Raw genomic sequence first — 23,754 nt, 5'->3', positions numbered from 1 at the left:
ATGTGTGTTCGAGTCTCTCAAATTTTCGCAAACCGGTGATGAATCGAAAGAAACATCTTCGGGTTGTGAGGTTAAGCGACTAAGCGTACACGGTGGATGCCCTGGCAGTCAGAGGCGATGAAGGACGTGCTAATCTGCGAAAAGCGCCGGCGAGGTGATATGAACCTTTGACCCGGCGATGTCCGAATGGGGAAACCCAGTGTGTTCCGACACACTATCGTTAACTGAATACATAGGTTAACGAGGCGAACCGGGGGAACTGAAACATCTAAGTACCCCGAGGAAAAGAAATCAACCGAGATTCCCCCAGTAGCGGCGAGCGAACGGGGAGCAGCCCAGAGTCTGAATCAGCTTGTGTGTTAGTGGAAGCGTCTGGAAAGTCGCACGGTACAGGGTGACAGTCCCGTACACGAAAGCACACAGGCTGTGAACTCGAAGAGTAGGGCGGGACACGTGGTATCCTGTCTGAATATGGGGGGACCATCCTCCAAGGCTAAATACTCCTGACTGACCGATAGTGAACCAGTACCGTGAGGGAAAGGCGAAAAGAACCCCGGCGAGGGGAGTGAAAAAGAACCTGAAACCGTGTACGTACAAGCAGTGGGAGCCTCTTTTATGGGGTGACTGCGTACCTTTTGTATAATGGGTCAGCGACTTATATTCTGTAGCAAGGTTAACCGTATAGGGGAGCCGAAGGGAAACCGAGTCTTAACTGGGCGTTAAGTTGCAGGGTATAGACCCGAAACCCGGTGATCTAGCCATGGGCAGGTTGAAGGTTGGGTAACACTAACTGGAGGACCGAACCGACTAATGTTGAAAAATTAGCGGATGACTTGTGGCTGGGGGTGAAAGGCCAATCAAACCGGGAGATAGCTGGTTCTCCCCGAAAGCTATTTAGGTAGCGCCTCGTGAACTCATCTTCGGGGGTAGAGCACTGTTTCGGCTAGGGGGCCATCCCGGCTTACCAACCCGATGCAAACTACGAATACCGAAGAATGTTATCACGGGAGACACACGGCGGGTGCTAACGTCCGTCGTGAAGAGGGAAACAACCCAGACCGCCAGCTAAGGTCCCAAAGTCATGGTTAAGTGGGAAACGATGTGGGAAGGCACAGACAGCCAGGATGTTGGCTTAGAAGCAGCCATCATTTAAAGAAAGCGTAATAGCTCACTGGTCGAGTCGGCCTGCGCGGAAGATGTAACGGGGCTAAACCATGCACCGAAGCTGCGGCAGCGACACTATGTGTTGTTGGGTAGGGGAGCGTTCTGTAAGCCGTTGAAGGTGTCCTGTGAGGGGTGCTGGAGGTATCAGAAGTGCGAATGCTGACATAAGTAACGATAAAGCGGGTGAAAAGCCCGCTCGCCGGAAGACCAAGGGTTCCTGTCCAACGTTAATCGGGGCAGGGTGAGTCGACCCCTAAGGCGAGGCCGAAAGGCGTAGTCGATGGGAAACAGGTTAATATTCCTGTACTTGGTGTTACTGCGAAGGGGGGACGGAGAAGGCTATGTTAGCCGGGCGACGGTTGTCCCGGTTTAAGCATGTAGGCGGAGGTTCCAGGTAAATCCGGTTCCTTATTAACGCTGAGGTGTGATGACGAGGCACTACGGTGCTGAAGTAACAAATGCCCTGCTTCCAGGAAAAGCCTCTAAGCATCAGGTAACATCAAATCGTACCCCAAACCGACACAGGTGGTCAGGTAGAGAATACCAAGGCGCTTGAGAGAACTCGGGTGAAGGAACTAGGCAAAATGGTGCCGTAACTTCGGGAGAAGGCACGCTGATATGTAGGTGAAGCCCCTGCGGGTGGAGCTGAAATCAGTCGAAGATACCAGCTGGCTGCAACTGTTTATTAAAAACACAGCACTGTGCAAACACGAAAGTGGACGTATACGGTGTGACGCCTGCCCGGTGCCGGAAGGTTAATTGATGGGGTTAGCGGTAACGCGAAGCTCTTGATCGAAGCCCCGGTAAACGGCGGCCGTAACTATAACGGTCCTAAGGTAGCGAAATTCCTTGTCGGGTAAGTTCCGACCTGCACGAATGGCGTAATGATGGCCAGGCTGTCTCCACCCGAGACTCAGTGAAATTGAACTCGCTGTGAAGATGCAGTGTACCCGCGGCAAGACGGAAAGACCCCGTGAACCTTTACTATAGCTTGACACTGAACACTGGTCCTTGATGTGTAGGATAGGTGGGAGGCTTTGAAGCGTGGACGCCAGTCTGCGTGGAGCCAACCTTGAAATACCACCCTTTAATGGCTGGTGTTCTAACGTAGACCCGTAATCCGGGTTGCGGACAGTGTCTGGTGGGTAGTTTGACTGGGGCGGTCTCCTCCCAAAGAGTAACGGAGGAGCACGAAGGTTAGCTAATCCTGGTCGGACATCAGGAGGTTAGTGCAATGGCATAAGCTAGCTTGACTGCGAGAGTGACGGCTCGAGCAGGTGCGAAAGCAGGTCATAGTGATCCGGTGGTTCTGAATGGAAGGGCCATCGCTCAACGGATAAAAGGTACTCCGGGGATAACAGGCTGATACCGCCCAAGAGTTCATATCGACGGCGGTGTTTGGCACCTCGATGTCGGCTCATCACATCCTGGGGCTGAAGTAGGTCCCAAGGGTATGGCTGTTCGCCATTTAAAGTGGTACGCGAGCTGGGTTTAGAACGTCGTGAGACAGTTCGGTCCCTATCTGCCGTGGGCGCTGGAGAATTGAGGGGGGCTGCTCCTAGTACGAGAGGACCGGAGTGGACGCATCACTGGTGTTCGGGTTGTCATGCCAATGGCACTGCCCGGTAGCTAAATGCGGAAGAGATAAGTGCTGAAAGCATCTAAGCACGAAACTTGCCCCGAGATGAGTTCTCCCTGAGACTTTAAGTCTCCTGAAGGAACGTTGAAGACTACGACGTTGATAGGTCGGGTGTGTAAGCGCAGCGATGCGTTGAGCTAACCGATACTAATGAACCGTGAGGCTTAACCTTACAACGCCGAAGATGTTTTGGCGATGAGAGATGATTTTCAGCTGATACAGATTACAGAATTTGCCTGGCGGCTTTAGCGCGGTGGTCCCACCTGACCCCATGCCGAACTCAGAAGTGAAACGCCGTAGCGCCGATGGTAGTGTGGGGTCTCCCCATGTGAGAGTAGGGAACTGCCAGGCATCAATTAAAAGAACCCCGTACCGTATGGTGCGGGGTTTTTTGCTTTGGGGCGCGAATTACACATCTGAATTCCCCAAAGAGTGCCGCCAGACAAGGCGAAGCCACGATACGGTAACCCCCAAACCCCATCATCTCCCTTCAGGATCCCCCAAACACTTCAGATCAGTACGGAATTTAGCGTACACAGGGCCACTTTAAGCGCCATGAAATACTGCAGGAACAGGTTTACGAGGATGTGACCGGAGAGTGGTTACAGGAGAGTTTATCAGACGCAGAAAAGCAAAAACCCAGCCATAGGCTGGGTTCTTTAAATAGTGGTGCCCGGACTCGGAATCGAACCAAGGACACGGGGATTTTCAATCCCCTGCTCTACCGACTGAGCTATCCGGGCAACGGAGCGCATTAAACCGCAATCGCGCCTGATCGTCAACACTATTTCGGGAAAAGCCGTTCAACTGCTTAACTTTGCGGCAATCTGACGGTTTACGCGCCGAACAGGTCAAATTCTTCAGACAGATTACGTCAGCGCACCACCCATACGACACTGCGCAAAACGCAGGATATCTTCGGCCAGACGGTGTGCTGTATCCACATCGGCCTGGCTACGGTTTACCAGCATGCGGCTCAGGCAACCTTCCAGTACCAGCTCCATCTGCTTAGCGACCATCGCCGGGTCATCCACTTCGAGCGTGGTCAGCAGTTCGTGTGTGAAATCATGCGCCGCCCGCTTTTGCTGATCCGCCAGTTGATGGATAGGATGGCCGGGGTCAGGGTAGAAGGTGCAGGCGGCAATAAACAGGCAACCCGGATAACGGTTGTTGCTTACGCATTCGCTCAGGGCGGTATAACGCGCCAGCAGCTTTTGCTCCGCAGTCAGTTCTTCATTTAACATTAGCTGCCTGCGCCAGACATCAACCTGCTGGCTGAGATAACGCAGGGCATCGTAAAGCAGCGCCTCTTTATCCGGCCAGAAACGCATGAGTTCATCCAGAGGATAATCAATACGGTCGGCTACCATCTCAAGCGTGGTGCTGGCGATCCCTTGAATCTCAAGTAATTGCAGGGCTTGTCCCAGTACGTCTTCGCGTTGCACGGTTATCTCCTCCGTTATTCCCAACGGTTTGTCCCGTTTCAAGTGTTGTTTACGGTTGGCGATTGCGCAAATGCGCGCTGAATGCCGTCGCGTCCATAAACCCGGTTACACGCTGTGCGGGCTGCTCCTGGCCCTGTTCATTGAAGAACAGAATGGTTGGCAGACCCAGCACGTTAAGTTGCTTCAGCAGTGCATTATCCGCTGTACTGTTGGCGGTGACGTTTGCCTGGAGCAGAACCGTCTCTTTCAGTGCACCTTGCACCTGCGGATCGCTAAACGTGTACTTTTCGAATTCTTTACAGGCGACACACCAGTCCGCATACAGATCCAGCATGACCGGTTTGCCTTTCGCCTGCGCCAGTGCGCTGTTGAGTTCATCCACGTTCTTTATCTGGATGAAGTTCAAATGCGCCTGCGTTTGTCCCGCGGGTGTGCCAAATGCCCAGTCCTGCAGTGGCCGTACGCTCACCAGCGCGGCGGCGAGCAGGAGGATTTGCACCAGACGCATCCACGGCTTTTTCGCTGCCAGGCTTGTGATAAACGCCCAACAGAAGAAAGCAACACCGAGCATTGCCCACAGGCGCATCCCCCAGACGTCGCCGATAATACGCTCGAGCAAGAACACCGGCAGCGCCAGAATGACAAAACCAAACGCGGTTTTCACCGTCTCCATCCACGGGCCGCTCTTGGGCAGCAGACGGTTGCCAAATACCGTTACCAGAATCAATGGCAGACCCATTCCCAGCGCATAGAGATACAACGTACCACCGCCGAGCCACAGGTTACCGCTCTGGGCAATATACAGCAGGATTGCGCTCAGTGGCGCGGTAGTGCACGGTGAGCAAATCAACCCGGCGATGGCACCCATCACGAACACGCCGCCCGGGGAACCACCCTGCTGACGGTTACTCATCAGCGTTAAGCGAGTCTGCAACGCGGACGGCAGCTGTAAGCTGAACAAACCAAACATCGACAGCGCCAGCACAATAAATACGATCGACAGGCCAGCCAGCACATAAGGGTGCTGAAGTGCAGCCTGGAACTGCAGTCCGGCAGCAGCAACCACGAGGCCCAGTGCGGTGTAGGTTAACGCCATACCCTGCACGTAGATAAAGGCCAGCAGCAGGGCGCGTGCGGTTGAAAGGCGTTGCTTACCGCCGAGGACAATCCCGGAGATAAGCGGATACATGGGCAGCACGCACGGCGTGAAGGCGATGCCGATACCAATCAGTAAAGCCCACAAGGCGGAGAAGGGCAGCGCTGTGCGACCGTCGTCCTTCACCCCGGTGCTCTCCCCTGCGGGAAGAGCAGGCATACTGGCGGCCGCTTTAACTTCGCTCAGCGGAATGACTTTGGTTTCCGGCGGATAGCAGAAGCCTGCATCAGCACAGCCCTGATACGTGACGGTCACGGTGGCGCCTTTATCGGCCTGATTGACCGCCACGGGCACGCTTAACAGCTGGCGATAGATTTCACTTTTACCGAAAAACTCGTCTTCATGCCACTCGCCCGCAGGCATCTGAAGTGGACCTACCTTTGCCTGAGCAGGCGTGATGCTGACCTGCTTGCGATAGAGGTAATACCCCTCTTTTATCTGCCAGGTAAGATTCAGGTCATGCTGGTCTTGTTGAAAATCGAAAACAAATGCCTGGTCGGCAGAAATAACGTTCGAACGGCCGGGAGCGTCAAATAACCCGGCAAAAACTGATGTGCTGCACAGCAGCAGGATCAGCGTAAGGAAGCGTTGAGCCATGAGAGATAATCGTTGTCGCCGTGGACCACTGGCAATACCAGCAGTTCGGGGGTTTGATAAGGATGATGAGATTTGAGGCAGTCCAGGAGTGCCTGCTGGTTCGCCAGATTGGTTTTGAGCAACATCTGGACTTCGTACTCCTGCTCCAGTTTACCTTCCCAGTAGTAAAGGGAGGTGGCGCCAGGAAGGAGCGTCACGCAGGCTGCCAGTTTTTCGGCCAGCACTTTGGCGGCGAGATCCTGGGCAGAGGCTTCATCAGGGGCGGTACAAAGGACAACAACAGCATCAGGCGTGTTCACAAGTCGACCTCCTCATCACGAAAGTCTTCACTATATCACGCAAGGCTATTGGTCATTAATGAAACGGGCCGCAGAGCGGCCCGTTTTTAACTATTTTTACAACCCATCATTGTTTACAGCACGATGCCGCCAATGATAAAGCCGAGGATCACGCACAGCGAGATAGCCACCACGCCCGGGATCAGGAACGCATGGTTAAACACGTACTTACCGATGCGAGTCGAGCCAGTGTCATCCATCTCAACCGCCGCCAGCAGGGTTGGGTAGGTGGGTAAAACGAACAGTGCAGAAACGGCAGCAAACGAGGCAATAGCCGTCAGCGGGGTAACACCCAGCATCAGCGCCGCAGGCATCAGGGCTTTGGTGGTGGCCGCCTGAGAGTAAAGCAGGGTTGCGGCAAAGAACAGCACCACAGCCAGGAGCCACGGATAGTTGTGCAGCAGGTCGCCCGCAACGGTCTGGATATCGCTGATGTGAGCTTTCACGAAGGTATCACCAAGCCAGGCCACACCCAGTACACACACGCAGGCGCTCATACCGGATTTAAAGGTGCTGGCGTTGAGCACTTCGCTGGTGTCGATTTTACAGGTGATGCTGATCAGCGTAGCGATAGTCAGCATGAAAACCACAATCGCTTCGTTACGCGGCAGGACCGGGTTCTGGATCAGACCCACGGTGTCACTGATGGCGGTTGCGTAGAACATGACCGCAACGATACCGATCAGGAACAGCAAGACGGAGCGTTTTGCATGCGGCTTCAGTTCGAAGACCTGGCTACCACGCAGTTTCACTTCACCTTTTGCCAGACGCTCCTGATAAACCGGATCGTCTTTCAGTTCGGCGCCGAGGAAGTTACACAGCACGGCGGTGATCATCACTGCAATCAGCGTCACCGGAATACAGATGGCCAGCAGCGTCAGGTAACTCACGCCCATAGGCTCAAGGATACCGGCGAAGAAGACCACTGCAGCGGAGATAGGTGATGCGGTAATCGCAATCTGGGACGCGACCACGGCAATCGAGAGTGGACGAGACGGACGGATGCCCTGCTCTTTCGCCACTTCGGTAATGACCGGCAGCGTGGAGAAGGCGGTGTGGCCAGTACCGGCGAGAATGGTCATAAACCACGTCACCAGTGGGGCAAGGAAGGTAATGTATTTTGGATGGCGGCGTAACATACGCTCCGCCAGGCTCACCAGGTAGTCCATACCGCCTGCCACCTGCATGGCTGCGATAGCGGCAATAACCGCCATGATGATTTCGATAACGTCAAAAGGGATTGCGCCGGGTTTAATCTGAAAGATAAGGGTAAGTACGAGCACCCCGAGACCGCCGGCAAAACCAATGCCGATACCCCCGAGTCTTGCTCCCAAATAAATCGCCAACAGGACGATGACGAGTTCTGCTCCAAACATAAGGACCTGCCTTGCTTATTAACAAGTTGATATTGAATTGTTGTATTTTGGTAACGCCTATAAAGAAAAAAGGCACGTCACAAGTGACGTGCCTTAAGGAAGCCTAGCCTGAACTACTACTGTTCGCTTTCATCGGTATATCGTTTCGCTTTGTATGCCGGGTGCATCAGGTTCTGGGCCGAGAAGATATCGTCCAGCTCGGCTTCGGTCAACAGTCCACGCTCCAGAACGACTTCACGCACGCTCTTACCTGTTTCGGCGCAAATCTTACCGACGATGTCGCCGTTATGGTGGCCGATGAACGGGTTGAGGTAGGTGACGATGCCGATGGAGTTGTAGACATACCCTTCACAAACTTCTTTGTTTGCGGTGATGCCGTTAACGCATTTCTCCAGCAGGTTGTAGCAGGCGTTGGTCAGAATGTGGATGGATTCAAACATTGCCTGGCCGATGACCGGCTCCATGACGTTCAGCTGCAGCTGGCCAGCTTCAGAGGCCATGGTCACGGTTGTATCGTTACCGATGACTTTAAAGCAGACCTGGTTCACCACTTCTGGCACTACCGGGTTCACTTTCGCCGGCATGATGGACGAACCGGCCTGCAGCTCTGGCAGGTTGATTTCATTCAGGCCAGCGCGTGGGCCGGAAGAGAGCAGGCGCAGGTCATTACAGATTTTGGAGAGTTTCACCGCCAGACGTTTCAGGGCGCTGTGAACCATAACGTACGCGCCGCAGTCGGAGGTGGCTTCAATCAGATCTTCTGCAGGCACAACCGGCAGGTTAGAGACTTCAGCCAGCTTCTGTACCGCCAGCTGCTGGTAACCGTCCGGCGTATTCAGACGCGTGCCGATGGCGGTTGCGCCCAGGTTCACTTCCAGCAGCAGCTCGGAGGTGCGCAGCAGGTTTTTAGTTTCTTCGTTAAGCAGCACGTTAAACGCGTGGAATTCCTGACCGAGGGTCATCGGAACCGCGTCCTGCAGCTGGGTACGACCCATTTTCAGGATGTCCTGGAACTCAACGGCTTTGCGCTGGAAGCCATCACCCAGCTGATTAATGGCGTCCACCAGTTTCACCACGGAGGCATACACCGCGATACGGAAGCCGGTTGGGTAGGCGTCGTTAGTGGACTGACATTTATTAACGTGGTCGTTCGGATTCAGATACTGGTATTCACCTTTCTGATGACCCATCAGCTCCAGGCCGATGTTTGCCAGTACTTCGTTGGTATTCATGTTGACGGAGGTGCCCGCGCCGCCCTGATAGACATCGACCGGGAACTGATCCATGCATTTGCCGTTGTTCAGCACTTCATCGCAGGCAGCGATAATCGCATTTGCCGCGCTTTTCGGAATGGTTTGCAGCTCTTTATTGGCCAGTGCTGCGGCTTTTTTCACCATCACCATGCCACGTACAAATTCAGGGATGTCGCTGATTTTGTTGTTGCTGATGTAGAAGTTTTCAATCGCTCTCAGAGTGTGAACACCATAGTAGGCATCCGCTGGAACTTCCCTGGTACCCAACAAGTCTTCTTCGATACGAATGTTGTTTAACATGTGAACCTTCTTTTCAAGCTGCCGATGGATTGTACTAAACACACAGTATTTATGTGGTTTTGAATATTTTCTGACCGACGATTATTCCCTCAATCAGCCAGATGTTCGAGATCATATGCTGATGATAGCGAATTGCCGTAATCTGGATCACTTATTATCGACCCGATTCCATGATAATTATTAATCTGTGAAATGAGTCACCGCTTTAAAATTTCCAGAAAAAATATCCGTGCAAACCGATTGAATTTTGGCTAACCGTCACCATTTCTTACAGACGCGTTTCGCGAACACATTCAGACAGGGGCCTGAGGGCGCCTGCCACACAGGAGATGCCAGTGCGCTGGGTACCATTTATTGCTTTCTTTCTCTATGTTTACATCGAGATTTCAATTTTTATCCAGGTCGCCCATGTACTGGGTGTCCTGTTAACGCTGATTCTGGTGATTTTCACTTCGGTGATCGGCATGTCGCTGGTGCGTAATCAGGGTTTCAAAAATTTCCTGATAATGCAGCAAAAGATGGCCGCAGGCGAAAGCCCGGCCGCCGAGATGATCAAAAGCGTCTCGCTGATTATTGCTGGCCTGCTGCTGATCCTGCCGGGGTTCTTCACTGACTTCCTCGGCCTGCTGCTGCTTCTGCCGCCGGTGCAAAAACACCTGACCATGAAGCTACTGCCGCATCTGCGTTTTAGCCGTATGCCGGGCGGTGGATTCAGCACAGGGCCGGGGGATACTTTCGAAGGGGAGTATCAGCGTAAAGATGAACAGCGCGACCGTTTAGACCATAAAGACGATCGGTAAAAGAGGCCAGGCCCGGTAAGCGAATCGCTACCGGGCTTTGTTTTACAGGGTGCCGCGTTTCGGTAAAAACAGCCACAGCCCCGCCAGCATGCTAATCGCATACAGGCTTTTCCACCCCACCATCGCCAGCAACAGCAGGCAAAGCACGCCACCAACCACTGCCAGCGCTTTATAGCGACCTTTCAGCAGACGACAACCCGCCAGCATGCACAGCAGGTAGATCATGATGAAAATCCCGTTGGCGTACACGATCAGGGCATCAAGATTGATATTCAGCCCGTAAATACATAGCGAACTCAAGACGCAGCAGCCCAGCACGGTATTAAGCGCATTCAACGGCAACTGTCGTTTAGACAGGCGCGCAAGGCGGCTCTCTGGTCTATCAAGCGCCTGCGACCATACCAGACGCGCAAAGCTCTGGATGTAGATATTGAGGCTGGCAAAACAGGCCAGATAGCCAATAACACAGGCGACCCACAGCGCTTTCAGACCAAACAGTTGCACCACAATGCCCGGCAGCGAGGCAGCGGCCGCTTTATCCGCGGCGAACGCGTTGAAATGCAGTACCAGCACGGTACAGGCCCAGTAAACGGTACCTGCTAACAGCAGGCCAATCATCAGGGCGCGCGGGAAATCCCGTTCCGGTTGTTTAAACTCAGAGGCCAGATGGGCAAACGCCTCCAGCCCGACAAAACACCAGAACATTACCGACAGCGCAGCAAACAGCTGCGAATGGTTGACCTCACTTACCGCGGGGAAGGGGATCTCCTTCAGCGTAATATCCCCTTTCCACCAGATGGCGACAATGAGGGCCACAATCAGTATTGCAACGACGGTTTGCAGGTTGGCACTCGAGCTGGCACCCCGTGAGCCGACCCACCAGACGATGGCCAGCGTACCCAGCTCGGCCAGCAGCAGTTGCTCGTTATGCCAGCCAAACAGCGCCTGGCCAAAACCGGTCGCGATATGCAACGCTGCCGGTAGACCGACCGGAATAACAGAAAGAAACAGCCAGCCGGTGACCCGCTCCAGTCGCGGACCAAACGCCATACCGACAAAGTGCGCTACGCCGCCCGCGCTGGGGAAATGCCGTCCGAGGATGGCAAACACGACCGCGACCGGAAACACCAGCACAATCAGCACTGGCCACGCCCACAGGCTATTATTGCCGGCCACCAGTGCTGCCAGCGCGGGTACCGCAAACACACCTGTACCTAACAAGGAGGTCGACAGCAGACCCACGCCCTGCGCCAGTCCCAACTCCTGTTTTAGTCCACTCATTGACATCGCCCTGCCACGATCAAAAGAGAGGCGATGGTAACACTTTCGCAAATTTTTTTTCGTCTGCCCCTTGAAGGGGGAAAAAGCTATCCCCATCTCTCAGGGCACTAGTCGGAAAACCGCGTGCGGACCGGCGTCATCCATAACTGATAATGACTTTCTCAAAGGAGAGCTATCAATGAGTATTCGTCCGTTACATGATCGTGTGATCGTCAAACGTAAAGAAGTTGAAACCAAGTCTGCTGGCGGCATCGTTCTGACTGGTTCTGCAGCAGCAAAATCAACGCGTGGCGAAATCATCGCTGTCGGTAAGGGCCGCATTCTGGAAAACGGAACTGTGCAGCCACTGGACGTTAAAGTTGGTGACATCGTAATTTTCAACGATGGCTACGGCGTGAAATCCGAGAAGATCGACAATGAAGAAGTGTTGATCATGTCCGAAAGCGACATTCTGGCAATTGTTGAAGCGTAATTTTACGCACGAGAATTTGAGGAAATAAGAACATGGCAGCTAAAGACGTAAAATTCGGTAACGACGCTCGTGTAAAAATGCTCCGCGGCGTAAACGTACTGGCAGATGCAGTTAAAGTGACCCTGGGCCCGAAAGGCCGTAACGTAGTGCTGGATAAATCCTTCGGCGCGCCAACCATCACGAAAGACGGTGTTTCTGTAGCACGTGAAATCGAGCTGGAAGACAAGTTCGAAAACATGGGCGCGCAGATGGTGAAAGAAGTTGCCTCTAAAGCGAACGACGCTGCAGGCGACGGTACCACCACCGCAACCGTACTGGCACAGGCTATCATCACCGAAGGTCTGAAAGCCGTTGCTGCGGGTATGAACCCAATGGATCTGAAGCGCGGTATCGACAAAGCGGTTACTGCGGCGGTTGAAGAGCTGAAAACACTGTCCGTTCCATGCTCCGACTCTAAAGCGATTGCTCAGGTTGGTACTATCTCCGCTAACTCCGACGAAACCGTAGGTAAACTGATTGCGGAAGCGATGGACAAAGTCGGTAAAGAAGGCGTGATCACCGTTGAAGACGGTACCGGTCTGGAAGACGAACTGGACGTGGTTGAAGGTATGCAGTTCGACCGCGGTTACCTGTCCCCATACTTCATCAACAAGCCAGAAACGGGCGCTGTTGAGCTGGAAAGCCCATTCATCCTGCTGGCTGACAAGAAAATCTCCAACATCCGTGAAATGCTGCCAGTGCTGGAAGCCGTTGCGAAAGCAGGCAAGCCGCTGGTTATCATTGCTGAAGACGTTGAAGGTGAAGCACTGGCGACCCTGGTGGTTAACACCATGCGTGGCATCGTGAAAGTGGCTGCGGTTAAAGCACCTGGCTTCGGCGACCGCCGTAAAGCGATGCTGCAGGATATCGCTACCCTGACTGGCGGTACCGTAATCTCTGAAGAGATCGGTATGGAGCTGGAAAAAGCGACCCTGGAAGACCTGGGCCAGGCTAAACGCGTTGTGATCAACAAAGACACCACCACCATCATCGATGGCGTGGGTGAAGAAGCGGCTATTCAGGGCCGTGTTGCTCAGATCCGTAAGCAGATTGAAGAAGCAACCTCTGATTACGACCGTGAAAAACTGCAGGAGCGCGTAGCGAAACTGGCAGGCGGCGTGGCAGTAATCAAAGTGGGCGCGGCAACTGAAGTTGAAATGAAAGAGAAGAAAGCACGCGTTGACGATGCTCTGCACGCGACCCGTGCAGCAGTAGAAGAAGGCGTGGTAGCTGGTGGTGGTGTCGCGCTGGTGCGTGTTGCCGCTAAACTGGCTGGCCTGACTGCTCAGAACGAAGATCAGAACGTGGGTATCAAAGTTGCGCTGCGCGCAATGGAAGCACCACTGCGTCAGATCGTTTCCAACGCCGGTGAAGAGCCATCCGTGGTTGCGAACATGGTGAAAGCGGGCGAAGGTAACTACGGTTACAACGCTGCAACTGAAGAATACGGCAACATGATCGACTTCGGTATCCTGGATCCAACCAAAGTGACCCGTTCTGCACTGCAGTACGCGGCCTCTGTAGCGGGTCTGATGATCACTACCGAGTGCATGGTGACCGACATGCCTAAAGGCGACGCACCTGACTTAGGTGCTGCGGGTATGGGCGGCATGGGTGGTATGGGCGGCATGATGTAATCGTGCGCTTTACCGCTTAGAATGAGAAAAACCCCCGGGCAGAAATGCTCGGGGGTTTTTCTTTTGGTCATCTTTTTAGTATAAGGTTTACACACGGACAACATCTGCTGTCCAGCTTATTGAAAACGAGGAATAACATGCGCGTAAAAGTCTGTGCAGGGATCGTAGGAGCAGCATTGCTGCTGGCGGGTTGTAGCTCCAGCAATGAGCTGTCTGCTGCAGGTCAGGGCGTTCGCTTTGTTGAAGATAAGCCGGGTAACGAGTGCCAGTTTTTAGGCACGGCAACCGGTGAGCAAAGCAACTGGATGTCGGGTCAGCACGGTGAAGAAGGTGGATCTATGCGCGGTGCCGCTAACGCGCTGCGTAACCAGGCTGCAGAGATGGGTGGCAACGTGATTTACGGTGTGAGCAGCCCGTCGCAAGGGATGTTGTCCAGCTTCGTGCCAACGGCCAGCCAGATGAATGGCCAGGTCTATAAGTGCCCTAACTGATCTACAGTGCTGATGGCGCTGCGCCCAACCCCACCGGGCGGATAAGCGTAGCGCCACCTGCCGTTATTGTTGCCGCAGTTGCAAATCCAGCGGTGTCTTACTCGGCTCACCGCCAATCTCTCGCGCCAGCTTCGGCACCATATAGCCTGAAACCAGCGTTAACAGTTCGCGCATAATCTGCCGGGCCTCTTCATCCGTGACCATGAAATGCGCCGCGCCTTGCACACGATCCAGTACGTGCAGGTAGTATGGCATCACGCCCGCATCGAATAACGCATTACTGAGCTCCGCCAGAACCCGGGCATTATCATTCACACCGCGCAGCAACACGCTCTGGTTCAACAGCGTCACACCCGCTTTACGCAGACGCGCCATCGCCGCACGGAATGCCTCGTCGATTTCATTCGCATGGTTGATATGGTTCACCAGCAGAACCTGTAAACGAGACTGCTCAAGGCGAGATACCAGACCGTCCGTAATACGTGCCGGAATAACAATCGGTAAACGGCTGTGGATGCGCAAACGCTTAATGTGTGGAATGGCTTCAAGCTGGGTCAACAGCCAGTCCAGCTCATGATCTTTTGCCATCAGCGGATCGCCACCTGAAAAAATGATCTCATCCAGTTCCGGATGGGCGGCGATATAGTCCAGGGCGACCTGCCAGTTGCGTTTATTACCCTGATTTTCGGCATACGGGAAGTGGCGACGGAAACAATAACGGCAGTTTACCGCGCAACCGCCTTTCACCAGCAGCAGGGCACGGTTGAGATATTTGTGCAGTAAACCCGGTACCACACTGTTCTGCTCTTCCAGAGGATCGGTGCTGTATCCTGGCGCCGATATAAACTCTTCCTGCGCAGTAAGCGTTTGTTTTAATAATGGATCGTCAGGGTTTCCTTTCTCCATACGGGCAACAAACGCGCGGGGAACCCGCAGGGCAAAAAGTCGCTTAGCCTCGCGGCCTGCAAGCAACTCTGGGTGCTGATCGAGGTCTAACAGACGCAGCAATTCATCAGGACTGGTGATTACATCGGCAAGTTGCGATAACCAATCTTCTCTGGACGGGGTGTTTAGGGTTACAATATGCGCCATTTTGTGGCTTAGCTACCAGTTAACAAATTTAGAGGGCCTTATGGCAACGTACTATAGCAACGATTTTCGTGCTGGTCTTAAAATCATGATGGACGGCGAACCGTACGCGGTTGAAGCCAGCGAATTCGTTAAACCAGGTAAAGGCCAGGCATTCGCGCGCGTTAAGCTGCGTCGCCTGCTGACCGGTACCCGTGTTGAGAAAACCTTCAAGTCTACTGACTCCGCTGAAGGCGCTGATGTTGTCGATATGAACCTGACTTACCTGTACAACGACGGTGAGTTCTGGCACTTCATGAACAACGAAACGTTCGAGCAGCTGTCTGCGGATGCTAAAGCGATTGGCGATAGCGAAAAATGGCTGCTGGACCAGGCTGAGTGCATCGTGACCCTGTGGAACGGCCAGCCTATCGCTGTTACCCCACCAAACTTCGTAGAGCTGGAAATCGTTGAAACCGACCCAGGTCTGAAAGGTGATACCGCAGGTACTGGCGGCAAGCCAGCTACCCTGTCCACCGGTGCAGTGGTTAAAGTTCCACTGTTCGTACAGACTGGTGAAGTGATCAAAGTAGATACCCGCTCCGGCGAATACGTATCTCGCGTGAAGTAATTTACGTCAAGACTGAAGGCGCAGCGCCCGCTGCGCCTGTTTTTTGCAGGCAGGGATGATGAACCGTACCGTTAAAATTCTGCTTCTGTTAGCGCTGTCCAGCGCGTTGCTTTCCGGCTGTAACACCACGCGTGGAATGGGGGAAGATATCCAGGATCTCGGCCATATCATTTCTCACGCGGCCAGCTAACCCCGTCTAATTTTCCTAAAAATGCGTCCTTTTCCGTCAAACGACGGGATATTGTCTATTCTTAAATTGCTATACACAAAACAACTTTGGCTATAAAAGGAAGATATTATGGTTAAGAAGACAATTGCAGCGATCTTTTCAGTCCTGGTACTTTCTTCAGTATTAACAGCCTGTAATACCACGCGTGGCGTTGGTCAGGATATTTCTGAAGGTGGTAGCGCAATCTCTGGTGCGGCAAGTAAAGCACAGCAGTAATTGAATAAACGGTACGGAACCAGACGGGTTTCGTACCGTCAGCTTTCTGATTCCTGCAGGGATAAAAACGGTGAATAACGCGTATCCATATGCAATTTCATGCGGATATTCCGTTTATAGGTATAGACCGTTTTACCGTTAATACTCAGGTGAGCCGCAATTTTCTGATTGCTGGCACCCTCCATCCACAACGTCAGCACTTTCTCCTCCTGGCGCGTCAGCAAAGGTGCGGTTACCTTTGGCTTTTCACTGTTCGCGTGCGAAATTAGTGCGTCGTGGATAACTGTCCCCAGTTGTTCAAGACGGGCATTTTTCAACAGCGATGACCAGACCGGGAATTGCTTCAGCCAGGCGGTCATTTCACTATCCTCACCCGATTGCAGCAAAATAAAGGGCACTCTTTCGCTGGCGTTCAGTAAAGATGAGAGTGACTGAAAGGGATGTACATCCTGTCTGAACCCATGCAGGTCAGCAATAACCAGCGTCGGTTTCCATTGCAGAATGTGCTCTCTGGCGAGGAAAAGATTATTCAGGCCGGTCACAACGACGTTTTCCGGAAATAAACCGGAATGATTGAGCCATGCTTCAAACCCGGTGCGGGTGAAGTGACAACGGTCAATCAAAAGAATTTTGAACATATTATATTCGCAGTCGGCTAGTGGTTTGGCTTCCTGCCATCAGAAAGCACATCATCATAGAGAAGTCGGATGAGTGATAAATGCCTGAACTGCGCGGCATACTGCGGCTATTTCTTGCCTTAACATGTTCAGCACAAAAGGATTGAAAAAAAATCGCACGCTAACCAAAATATGAGGCGTAATCTTTGCCTTGCGGGACGACCCGTAAGCGCTTCCTTCATCGGGGACGGCCCCAACTTGCATTTAAGTTAAGGAGCCTGAAATGTCCTGGATCATTCTTGTTATTGCTGGCCTGCTCGAAGTGGTATGGGCGATAGGTCTGAAGTACACCCACGGTTTTACCCGCCTGACACCCAGCGTTATTACCATCACCGCGATGATTGTGAGTATCGTTTTGCTCTCGTGGGCGATGCGTTCTTTACCGGTGGGGACAGCGTATGCCGTCTGGACGGGAATTGGCGCCGTGGGGGCAGCCATCACGGGGATCCTGCTGTTGGGGGAGTCAGCGAGTCTGGCGCGTATCGCCAGTCTCGCCCTGATTGTGGCCGGTATTATTGGGTTGAAGCTCAGCACCCATTAATGGGGTTGTTCTACCCAGATGAGTTTCGACACATCAAACCCTTGCCGGGTCGCGACGTCCAGCATCTGCTGTTTCATCTCAGGTGAAAGGGTTGGGGTGCGAGAGAGGATCCACAGATAGTTACGATCCGGCCCGCAGACCAGCGCGTGACGGTACTCTCTGTCGAGCGCGATCACGTTATATCCGCCATAGAACGGGCCGAAGAAGGAGACTTTGAGCGCGGCCCGTCGCGGGTCGCCGGTAAAGTACGCTTGTCCAATCGACTGCTGCCACATTTCCCGGTCCGGATTATAGCCCCGGTTGATAACCTGAATACCGCCGTCATCCATCGGGCTGTAATTTGCCGTGACCTTCTCTAAACCCCGTTCAAAACGGTGGTCAAGGCGCGCGATTTCATACCATGTTCCAAGAAAACGTTGTGCGTCGAAATTGCTGACAACGGTGACGCCGGGAGGGGGAGTAGGGGAGCTGCAGGCAACCACTAAAAACGCGGCTGTCACTGCGGCGATAACAGGCAAAATGCGCATAGGAGTTTCCTTACTGTTTTTTGTTAAGTGTAGATGACAGCAAGGAAAATGCGGGAATTTTGCAGGCCGGGTGGGCATCAGCATCACCCGGCAAGATTTTACTGCAGAGCGCTCAGAATACGGTATGCCGCTTCCACGCGTTCCGGGTTCGGATAGCTCTTGTTCGCCAGCATAATGATGCCGAGTTCCTTCTCAGGAATAAATGCCACGTAGCTGCCAAATCCGCCCGTCGAGCCTGTTTTATGTACCCATGACGCTTTTACCGGTGGAGCAGGAGGGTTCACTTCTGCCACGGGCAACGGTGCAAGCGCTACCTTGTTGTCGCTGCCCTCCACCACGGTTTTGGCTTCTACCGGCCAGTTGAGCATCTCCCAGCCCAGGCCCTGGTACATCGAGCCTGTGCGCCAGTAGCGAGACTGTGCAAGCACCATGCCCTGCTTCAGTGAGGCATCCTGTACGCCATCGGGGGCCATGTTAGCCACCACCCAGCTCGCCATATCCTTAACGTTGGTTTTCACGCCATACGCTTCAGCGTCGAGCATGCCCGGCGAAACGTGAACCGCTTTACCGTCACGATAACCCCAGGCGTAATGCTGTTCTTCTGCCTTCGGAACGTTAATCCACGTATGGTTCAGGTTAAGCGGCTTCAGGACCCGCTCCGTCATCGCCTGCTCAAAGCGCATGCCAGAAGGTTTCACCGCCAGAGCCCCAAACAGACCGATGCTGGCATTTGCATAAAGACGCGTGGTGCCTGGCGCCCACTGTGGTTGCCAGGACTGGTAAAAACGCAGCAGCGAGGCATTATCGGTAACCTCATCGGGCACCTGTAACGGCAGGCCACCGGCAGTATAGGTTGCCAGGTCCAGCATGCGAACGCCCTGCCACTGTTTGCCGGTCAGCTCAGGCCAGTATTTGGTCACCGGATCGCCCAGCGAAATTTCACCGCGAGCAATAGCATCGCCACCCAGAACGCCGGTGAAGGTTTTGCTGATTGAGCCCAGCTCAAACAGCGTTTGTGCAGTGACGGGTGTGTTCGCTGCGACATCGGCCTTGCCGAAGGTGAAGTAGTGCGGCTGGCCCTGATAAATCACGGCGACCGCCATACCCGGAATAGACTGCGCTTTCATCAGGGGCGTAACGGTACGTTCCACGACCTTCGCCAGCTGTGTTTCTGACATAGGTGCGGCTAATGCAGCGCAGGAGGTGCTGAGCAGCAGGGCGCAGCACAGGGATTTTTTCATCATCAGTTATCTTCCGTAATAGCGAGTCAAGGGAGTGTCCGGGCCCGTCAGACATACCTAGTCTGTTGGATTTGACTGTGGCTGACAAACGGTTAAATTTAGCATTAGCTGTTAATTTTTCTAACGGATGGGTCGATGACACGCAGCTATTTACCGCTTAATTCGCTTCGTGCCTTCGAAGCCGCCGCAAGGCACCTCAGTTTTACTAATGCTGCCATTGAGCTGAATGTCACCCATTCAGCCATCAGTCAGCACGTTAAGACGCTGGAACAGCATCTGAACTGTCAGCTGTTTGTCCGGGTTTCGCGCGGATTGATGCTGACGACAGAGGGCGAGAATCTGCTGCCGGTGCTGAACGATTCGTTTGATCGTATCGCCGGCATGCTGGATCGCTTTGCCAGTCATCGCGCTCTGGAGAAGCTTAAAATTGGCGTGGTGGGGACTTTTGCGACCGGGGTGTTATTCGCGCAGCTGGATGATTTCCGTCGCCGCTATCCGCATATCGATCTGCATCTTTCGACCCATAATAACCGCGTCGATCCGGCCGCCGAAGGGCTGGATTACACGATCCGCTACGGTGGAGGGGCGTGGCATGGCACTGAAGCGACGTTTCTGTGTTCTGCGCCGCTGGCTCCGCTGTGCACGCCTGAAATTGCCGTCGGGCTACAAGCACCGGCAGACATGCTGAAGTTTACGCTGCTGCGCTCCTACCGACGCGACGAATGGTCGGCGTGGATGCAGGCCGCGGGCGAACTCCCGCCGTCACCAACGCATCGGGTGATGGTGTTTGATTCATCCGTTACCATGCTGGAAGCCGCGCAGGCCGGCGTGGGAATTGCTATCGCGCCTGTGAGTATGTTCACTCATCTGCTGAACAGTGAACGTATCATTCAGCCGTTTGCGACACAGATAGAGCTGGGCAGTTACTGGTTAACCCGATTGCAGTCACGGACAGAAACCCCTGCAATGCGTGAGTTTGCGCAGTGGCTGGTGGGGAAAATGCAGAAATGACAGGCCCGCCGGGGGGCGGGCCTGATGTATCAGATAGTAACCACGGCAATCAGCGTAACCACCGTCAGGATGGTTGCCAGACCGTAGAACACCCATTTCCCGCTCGGGACATGGATTTTCAGGTCATGCATCGCGTGGTGAATACGGTGCAGGCCACACCACAGCGGCAGGACGATCATCAGGAAGATGAATACACGGCCAATAAAGCTGCTGGCAAAGGCCAGTACTCGCTCGTAACCCAGCGCATCGCCCGGAAACAGCCCCAGTGGCAGCATAATACCGACCAGCAAGATGATGACCGGCGCGATGATGGCGCTCCACATCCCCCCTGCGCCAAACAGTCCCCAGAAGACCGGCTCGTCAGAACGTTTTGGATTTGGATTAATCACAGTAGTCTCCTTACCAGAACAGTGCGACAAACAGAATGACCACAGTGACGAGGATCGTCACGCCCCATAGCCCTTTAATGACAGGCTCTGGCCCCATTTTCTCGTCTTTAATGATGATGTTCGCCGCTTTTGGCGCCAGTTCAAACCAGGTTTTGGTATGAAGCAGCGCTGCCGCGAGCACAATCAGGTTCAGGATCACGATGATGGGGTTTTGCAGGAAGCCGACAAAGCTGGCCCAGGTTTCAGGGCCATGTTTGAGGGCATAAACACCGTACATCAGCTCCAGGCTGAACCAGACCGCCGGCACCGCGGTGCCTTCACGCAGCATATAGAAGCGATAAAACGGCAGTTTCTTCCACCAGGTGGACGGCATTGGCCGCACGTAGGCTTTGCGTTTAGTCGTCATTATGCACTCCTTAGCGTGGTTTCAGGGTGGCGATAAGAAAGTCTTTCGAGCTTTCCACTTTACCCTGCTGAATAGCGGCGGCCGGGTCGACGTGCTTTGGACAGACTTCGGAGCAGTAGCCCACAAAAGTACAGCTCCAGACGCCGTTCTGGCTGTTAAGCTGCGCCATACGTTCTTTTTTACCGTGGTCGCGGCTGTCCTCGTTATAGCGGTGCGCCAGGGTAATGGCCGCCGGGCCAATAAACTCTGGATTCAGGCCAAACTGTGGACACGCGGCGTAGCACAGACCACAGTTGATGCAGCCGGAGAACTGATGGTATTTCGCCATCTGAGCTGGTGTCTGGGTGTTCGTCCCCTGATCCGGCGTACGTGGATTGCCGATGATGTACGGCTTAATCGCTTCCAGACTTTCGATAAAGTGGGTCATATCGACCACCAGATCGCGTTCAATCGGGAAGTTACCCAACGCTTCTACTTTGATGCCTTTGGTGTATTCACGCAGGAAAGTTTTACAGGCCAGTTTCGGCACCTTGTTGACCATCATGCCGCAGGAGCCGCAGATTGCCATACGGCACGACCAGCGGTAGCTCAGGTCCGGCGCAAGGTTATCTTTGATATAGCCGAGCGCATCCAGCAGAGAGGTTTGCTCGTCATAAGGGACTTCATAGAATGCGCTGTGCGGTGCGGTGTCCACTTCCGGATTGTAGCGCACCACTTCGATTTTCAGTTTCTGCATCTCAGCCATTCGCCTTCTCCTTCTTCTCGGCGGCTTCTGCTTCTGCGCCATACACGCGTTTAGCCGGTGGCAACGTCGTGATTTTCACGTCGCTGTAGTCCAGACGGGTGGTGCCATCCGCAGCGCGCCAGGCGAGAGTGTGTTTCAGGAAATTGACGTCATCACGTTCGGTGCAGCCTTCATCAAGACGCTGATGCGCGCCGCGTGACTCTTTACGTGCCAGCGCAGAGTGCGCCATACATTCCGCCACGTTCAGGCCGTGACCCAGCTCAATGGTATAGAGCAGGTCTGTGTTGAACACGCTGGAGGTATCGGTAATGCGTACGCGCTTGAAGCGCTCCTGCAGCTCTGCCAGCTTATCCACGGTTTTTTGCATCAGCTCAGGGGTACGATAGATACCGCAGCCTTCTTCCATCGACAGGCCCATCTCGTCGCGGATTTTCGACCAGTTTTCATTTCCTTCCTGGTTCACCAGGTTTTTTAGCCGTTTTTCGACGTCAACGACCTGGGCATCCAGCGCCGCGCTGTTCGCCTCGCCCGCGGTGGCAGCACGCTCCATCGCGCGTTCGCCCGCCATGCGGCCAAAGACCACCAGCTCCGCCAGTGAGTTTGACCCCAGACGGTTAGCACCGTGCAGGCCGACAGAGGAGCACTCGCCCACGGCAAACAGCCCTTTAATGCGGGTTTCGCACTGCTGATCGGTTTCGATACCGCCCATGGTGTAGTGGGCCGTTGGACGTACCGGAATCGGCTCTTTCACCGGATCGACGCCAACGTAGGCTTTTGCCAGTTCGCAAATGAACGGCAGACGTTCCAGCAGTTTCTTCTCGCCAAGATGACGCAGGTCGAGGTAGACCACATCGCCGCGTGGCGTGGAGATGGTGTTGCCTTTGCGCCACTCGTGCCAGAAGGCCTGAGACACTTTGTCGCGCGGGCCCAGTTCCATGTATTTGTTTTTCGGCTCGCCGAGCGGGGTTTCCGGGCCCATGCCGTAATCCTGCAGATAGCGGTAGCCATTTTTATTGACCAGGATACCGCCTTCACCACGACAACCTTCCGTCATCAGAATGCCGGAGCCTGGCAGACCAGTAGGGTGATACTGCACGAACTCCATATCCCGCAGCGGCACGCCGTGGCTGAGCGCCATGCCCATGCCGTCACCGGTGACGATACCGCCGTTGGTGTTGTAGCGGTAAACACGCCCCGCACCGCCGGTAGCCATGACCACCGCGTTGGCGCGGATCTGGACGAGGGTGCCTTCCATCATGTTCATCGCCACCAGACCGCGCGCCTGACCGTCATCAACCAGAATGTCGAGGACGAAATGTTCGTCAAAGCGCTGAATCTGTGGGAACTGAAGGGAGGTCTGGAACAGGGTGTGCAACATGTGGAAGCCGGTTTTATCGGCGGCGAACCAGGTGCGTTCGATCTTCATCCCGCCGAAGCGGCGAACGTTGACGCTGCCGTCCGGACGACGGCTCCACGGACATCCCCACTGTTCAAGCTGGGTCATCTCCGTAGGACAATGGTGTACAAAGTAGTCAACGACATCCTGCTCGCAAAGCCAGTCGCCCCCTGCAACCGTGTCGTGGAAATGGTATTCGAAGCTGTCATGATCCTGCGCAACGGCGGCGGATCCTCCTTCTGCGGCAACCGTATGGCTGCGCATCGGATAGACTTTTGAAATCAATGCGATTTTAGCGTTGGGATTAGCTTGTGCTGCAGCAATCGCAGCACGTAATCCAGCCCCGCCAGCGCCTATAACGGCAAGATCGGCTTGAAAAGTTTGCACGACATTCCTCCAGATTTTTGTTATTTCGCAACGCGATAAACTAAAGGTAGTTCACCCGTCCAAAAGGACGATTGCGAAAGCGTTTCCACTGCTCCTTTATGGGTAAAGCAGTATAACCGCGTGGATGTCAGGGAAATTTGACGTGTTCGATTTTTTTGCTGTTCTGTGCGGCGATTTATCGCGGTGAGTAATGAATTTCGTCGCGCAATTGTTCGCCTAAATGAAATGCGCTTTTTTACTGCGCAAAATTTGTCTCCGTCCCTGGTAACGAGTAGACTTCGTGCCCTTGTCTGAAATCGGAG

23 protein-coding genes, 1 tRNA gene and 2 rRNA genes are annotated in these 23,754 nt (G+C 54.0%); 11 read left to right on the top strand and 15 right to left on the bottom strand.

The features are described 5' to 3' along the window. Positions 1-69: 69 nt before the first annotated feature. Positions 70-2,975: ribosomal RNA gene (locus tag F8561_RS07800) — 23S ribosomal RNA — on the top strand. A 63-nt stretch (positions 2,976-3,038) separates the two neighbouring features. After that, positions 3,039-3,154 (top strand): 5S ribosomal RNA (rrf, locus tag F8561_RS07795). 316 nt (positions 3,155-3,470) lie between these two features. On the opposite strand, the gene F8561_RS07790 is transcribed toward rrf, so the two are convergent. The 6 genes from F8561_RS07790 to aspA all read right to left on the bottom strand — a co-directional run bounded on the left by F8561_RS07790 (position 3,471) and on the right by aspA (position 9,268). Further along, positions 3,471-3,546, bottom strand: a tRNA-Phe gene (locus F8561_RS07790). Between the two features lie 126 nt (positions 3,547-3,672). Continuing rightward, entirely contained in the window at positions 3,673-4,248 is a 576-nt protein-coding gene (locus F8561_RS07785; protein WP_020882970.1) for a transcriptional regulator, read from the bottom strand. Positions 4,249-4,297: 49 nt separating this feature from the next. Beyond that, on the bottom strand, positions 4,298-6,001 hold the full coding sequence (locus tag F8561_RS07780) for a protein-disulfide reductase DsbD (protein ID WP_151887314.1): 1,704 nt from the start codon (positions 5,999-6,001) through the stop codon (positions 4,298-4,300). Continuing rightward, on the bottom strand, positions 5,977-6,300 hold the full coding sequence (gene cutA / locus F8561_RS07775) for a divalent cation tolerance protein CutA (protein ID WP_014168278.1): 324 nt from the start codon (positions 6,298-6,300) through the stop codon (positions 5,977-5,979). The genes F8561_RS07780 and cutA overlap by 25 nt, the downstream gene beginning before the upstream one ends. A 113-nt stretch (positions 6,301-6,413) precedes the next feature. Then, a complete protein-coding gene (locus F8561_RS07770) occupies positions 6,414-7,715 on the bottom strand; it encodes an anaerobic C4-dicarboxylate transporter (protein ID WP_006178930.1) in 1,302 nt (433 codons plus the stop codon). A 116-nt stretch (positions 7,716-7,831) separates the two neighbouring features. Next, positions 7,832-9,268, bottom strand: a complete 1,437-nt coding sequence (gene aspA / locus F8561_RS07765; RefSeq protein WP_020882968.1) for an aspartate ammonia-lyase — start codon at positions 9,266-9,268, stop codon at positions 7,832-7,834. 335 nt (positions 9,269-9,603) lie between these two features. On the opposite strand from aspA, the gene F8561_RS07760 reads away from it, so the two are divergent. Beyond that, entirely contained in the window at positions 9,604-10,068 is a 465-nt protein-coding gene (locus tag F8561_RS07760) for an FxsA family protein (RefSeq protein ID WP_020882967.1), read from the top strand. Between the two features lie 42 nt (positions 10,069-10,110). Here the strand turns inward: F8561_RS07760 and yjeH are convergent, their stop codons facing one another. Then, positions 10,111-11,349, bottom strand: a complete 1,239-nt coding sequence (gene yjeH / locus F8561_RS07755) for an L-methionine/branched-chain amino acid transporter (RefSeq protein ID WP_106503652.1) — start codon at positions 11,347-11,349, stop codon at positions 10,111-10,113. A 178-nt stretch (positions 11,350-11,527) separates the two neighbouring features. On the opposite strand from yjeH, the gene F8561_RS07750 reads away from it, so the two are divergent. The 3 genes from F8561_RS07750 to F8561_RS07740 all read left to right on the top strand — a co-directional run bounded on the left by F8561_RS07750 (position 11,528) and on the right by F8561_RS07740 (position 13,988). Next, a complete protein-coding gene (locus F8561_RS07750; RefSeq protein ID WP_003855929.1) occupies positions 11,528-11,821 on the top strand; it encodes a co-chaperone GroES in 294 nt (97 codons plus the stop codon). Positions 11,822-11,853: 32 nt separating this feature from the next. Then, positions 11,854-13,497 carry a chaperonin GroEL gene (gene groL, locus F8561_RS07745; RefSeq protein ID WP_032679409.1) on the top strand — a complete coding sequence of 548 codons (1,644 nt, stop codon included), beginning with the start codon at positions 11,854-11,856 and terminating at the stop codon, positions 13,495-13,497. A 137-nt stretch (positions 13,498-13,634) separates the two neighbouring features. Beyond that, positions 13,635-13,988: a DUF4156 domain-containing protein gene (locus tag F8561_RS07740; RefSeq protein WP_020882965.1), complete on the top strand. Its 354-nt coding sequence runs from the start codon at positions 13,635-13,637 to the stop codon at positions 13,986-13,988. Positions 13,989-14,051: 63 nt separating this feature from the next. Here F8561_RS07740 and epmB read toward each other — a convergent pair whose 3' ends face one another. Continuing rightward, positions 14,052-15,080: an EF-P beta-lysylation protein EpmB gene (gene epmB / locus F8561_RS07735; protein ID WP_025206268.1), complete on the bottom strand. Its 1,029-nt coding sequence runs from the start codon at positions 15,078-15,080 to the stop codon at positions 14,052-14,054. A gap of 40 nt (positions 15,081-15,120) precedes the next feature. Between epmB and efp the strand changes: the two genes are divergently transcribed. The 3 genes from efp (at position 15,121) to ecnB (ending at position 16,132) form a co-directional block, all read left to right on the top strand. After that, on the top strand, positions 15,121-15,687 hold the full coding sequence (efp, locus tag F8561_RS07730; RefSeq protein WP_014882207.1) for an elongation factor P: 567 nt from the start codon (positions 15,121-15,123) through the stop codon (positions 15,685-15,687). Between the two features lie 58 nt (positions 15,688-15,745). Continuing rightward, positions 15,746-15,877, top strand: a complete 132-nt coding sequence (locus tag F8561_RS07725; RefSeq protein ID WP_025206267.1) for an entericidin A/B family lipoprotein — start codon at positions 15,746-15,748, stop codon at positions 15,875-15,877. Between the two features lie 108 nt (positions 15,878-15,985). Continuing rightward, positions 15,986-16,132, top strand: coding sequence for a lipoprotein toxin entericidin B (gene ecnB, locus F8561_RS07720; protein WP_014168289.1), 147 nt, complete (start codon positions 15,986-15,988; stop codon positions 16,130-16,132). Positions 16,133-16,170: 38 nt separating this feature from the next. Here the strand turns inward: ecnB and F8561_RS07715 are convergent, their stop codons facing one another. Next, positions 16,171-16,770, bottom strand: coding sequence for a LuxR C-terminal-related transcriptional regulator (locus tag F8561_RS07715; RefSeq protein ID WP_014168290.1), 600 nt, complete (start codon positions 16,768-16,770; stop codon positions 16,171-16,173). A 262-nt stretch (positions 16,771-17,032) separates the two neighbouring features. Here F8561_RS07715 and sugE point away from each other — a divergent pair, with 262 nt between their 5' ends. After that, complete coding sequence (gene sugE, locus F8561_RS07710; protein ID WP_014168291.1) at positions 17,033-17,350, top strand: quaternary ammonium compound efflux SMR transporter SugE; 318 nt, start codon at positions 17,033-17,035, stop codon at positions 17,348-17,350. On the opposite strand, the gene F8561_RS07705 is transcribed toward sugE, so the two are convergent. Both F8561_RS07705 and F8561_RS07700 read right to left on the bottom strand, forming a co-directional pair. After that, a complete protein-coding gene (locus F8561_RS07705; protein ID WP_014168292.1) occupies positions 17,347-17,877 on the bottom strand; it encodes a lipocalin family protein in 531 nt (176 codons plus the stop codon). The two genes, sugE and F8561_RS07705, sit on opposite strands and share 4 nt — an antisense overlap. Positions 17,878-17,975: 98 nt before the next feature. After that, a complete protein-coding gene (locus tag F8561_RS07700; protein ID WP_063157039.1) occupies positions 17,976-19,121 on the bottom strand; it encodes a cephalosporin-hydrolyzing class C beta-lactamase ACT-109 in 1,146 nt (381 codons plus the stop codon). Positions 19,122-19,253: 132 nt separating this feature from the next. Here F8561_RS07700 and ampR point away from each other — a divergent pair, with 132 nt between their 5' ends. After that, positions 19,254-20,129 (top strand): LysR family transcriptional regulator AmpR, encoded by an 876-nt coding sequence (gene ampR / locus F8561_RS07695; RefSeq protein ID WP_025206264.1) that lies wholly within the window; start codon positions 19,254-19,256, stop codon positions 20,127-20,129. A 29-nt stretch (positions 20,130-20,158) separates the two neighbouring features. Here the strand turns inward: ampR and frdD are convergent, their stop codons facing one another. Genes frdD through frdA form a run of 4 tightly spaced genes read right to left on the bottom strand, consistent with a single transcriptional unit; the run spans position 20,159 to position 23,452 of the window. Further along, positions 20,159-20,518: a fumarate reductase subunit FrdD gene (gene frdD, locus F8561_RS07690; RefSeq protein WP_020882959.1), complete on the bottom strand. Its 360-nt coding sequence runs from the start codon at positions 20,516-20,518 to the stop codon at positions 20,159-20,161. Positions 20,519-20,528: 10 nt separating this feature from the next. Next, positions 20,529-20,924 (bottom strand): fumarate reductase subunit FrdC, encoded by a 396-nt coding sequence (gene frdC, locus F8561_RS07685; protein WP_014168296.1) that lies wholly within the window; start codon positions 20,922-20,924, stop codon positions 20,529-20,531. 10 nt (positions 20,925-20,934) lie between these two features. After that, positions 20,935-21,669 (bottom strand): fumarate reductase iron-sulfur protein, encoded by a 735-nt coding sequence (gene frdB, locus F8561_RS07680; protein WP_020882957.1) that lies wholly within the window; start codon positions 21,667-21,669, stop codon positions 20,935-20,937. Continuing rightward, positions 21,662-23,452 (bottom strand): fumarate reductase (quinol) flavoprotein subunit, encoded by a 1,791-nt coding sequence (frdA, locus tag F8561_RS07675; RefSeq protein ID WP_151887313.1) that lies wholly within the window; start codon positions 23,450-23,452, stop codon positions 21,662-21,664. Before frdA ends, frdB begins: the two co-directional genes overlap by 8 nt. Positions 23,453-23,754 lie beyond the last annotated feature (302 nt).

It is taken from the genome of Enterobacter sp. 198 (assembly GCF_009025585.1).
Classification (GTDB): domain Bacteria; phylum Pseudomonadota; class Gammaproteobacteria; order Enterobacterales; family Enterobacteriaceae; genus Enterobacter; species Enterobacter ludwigii.
The sequence above is the reverse complement of the archived record's forward strand: the minus strand, read 5'-3'. Positions and strand labels throughout refer to the sequence as shown.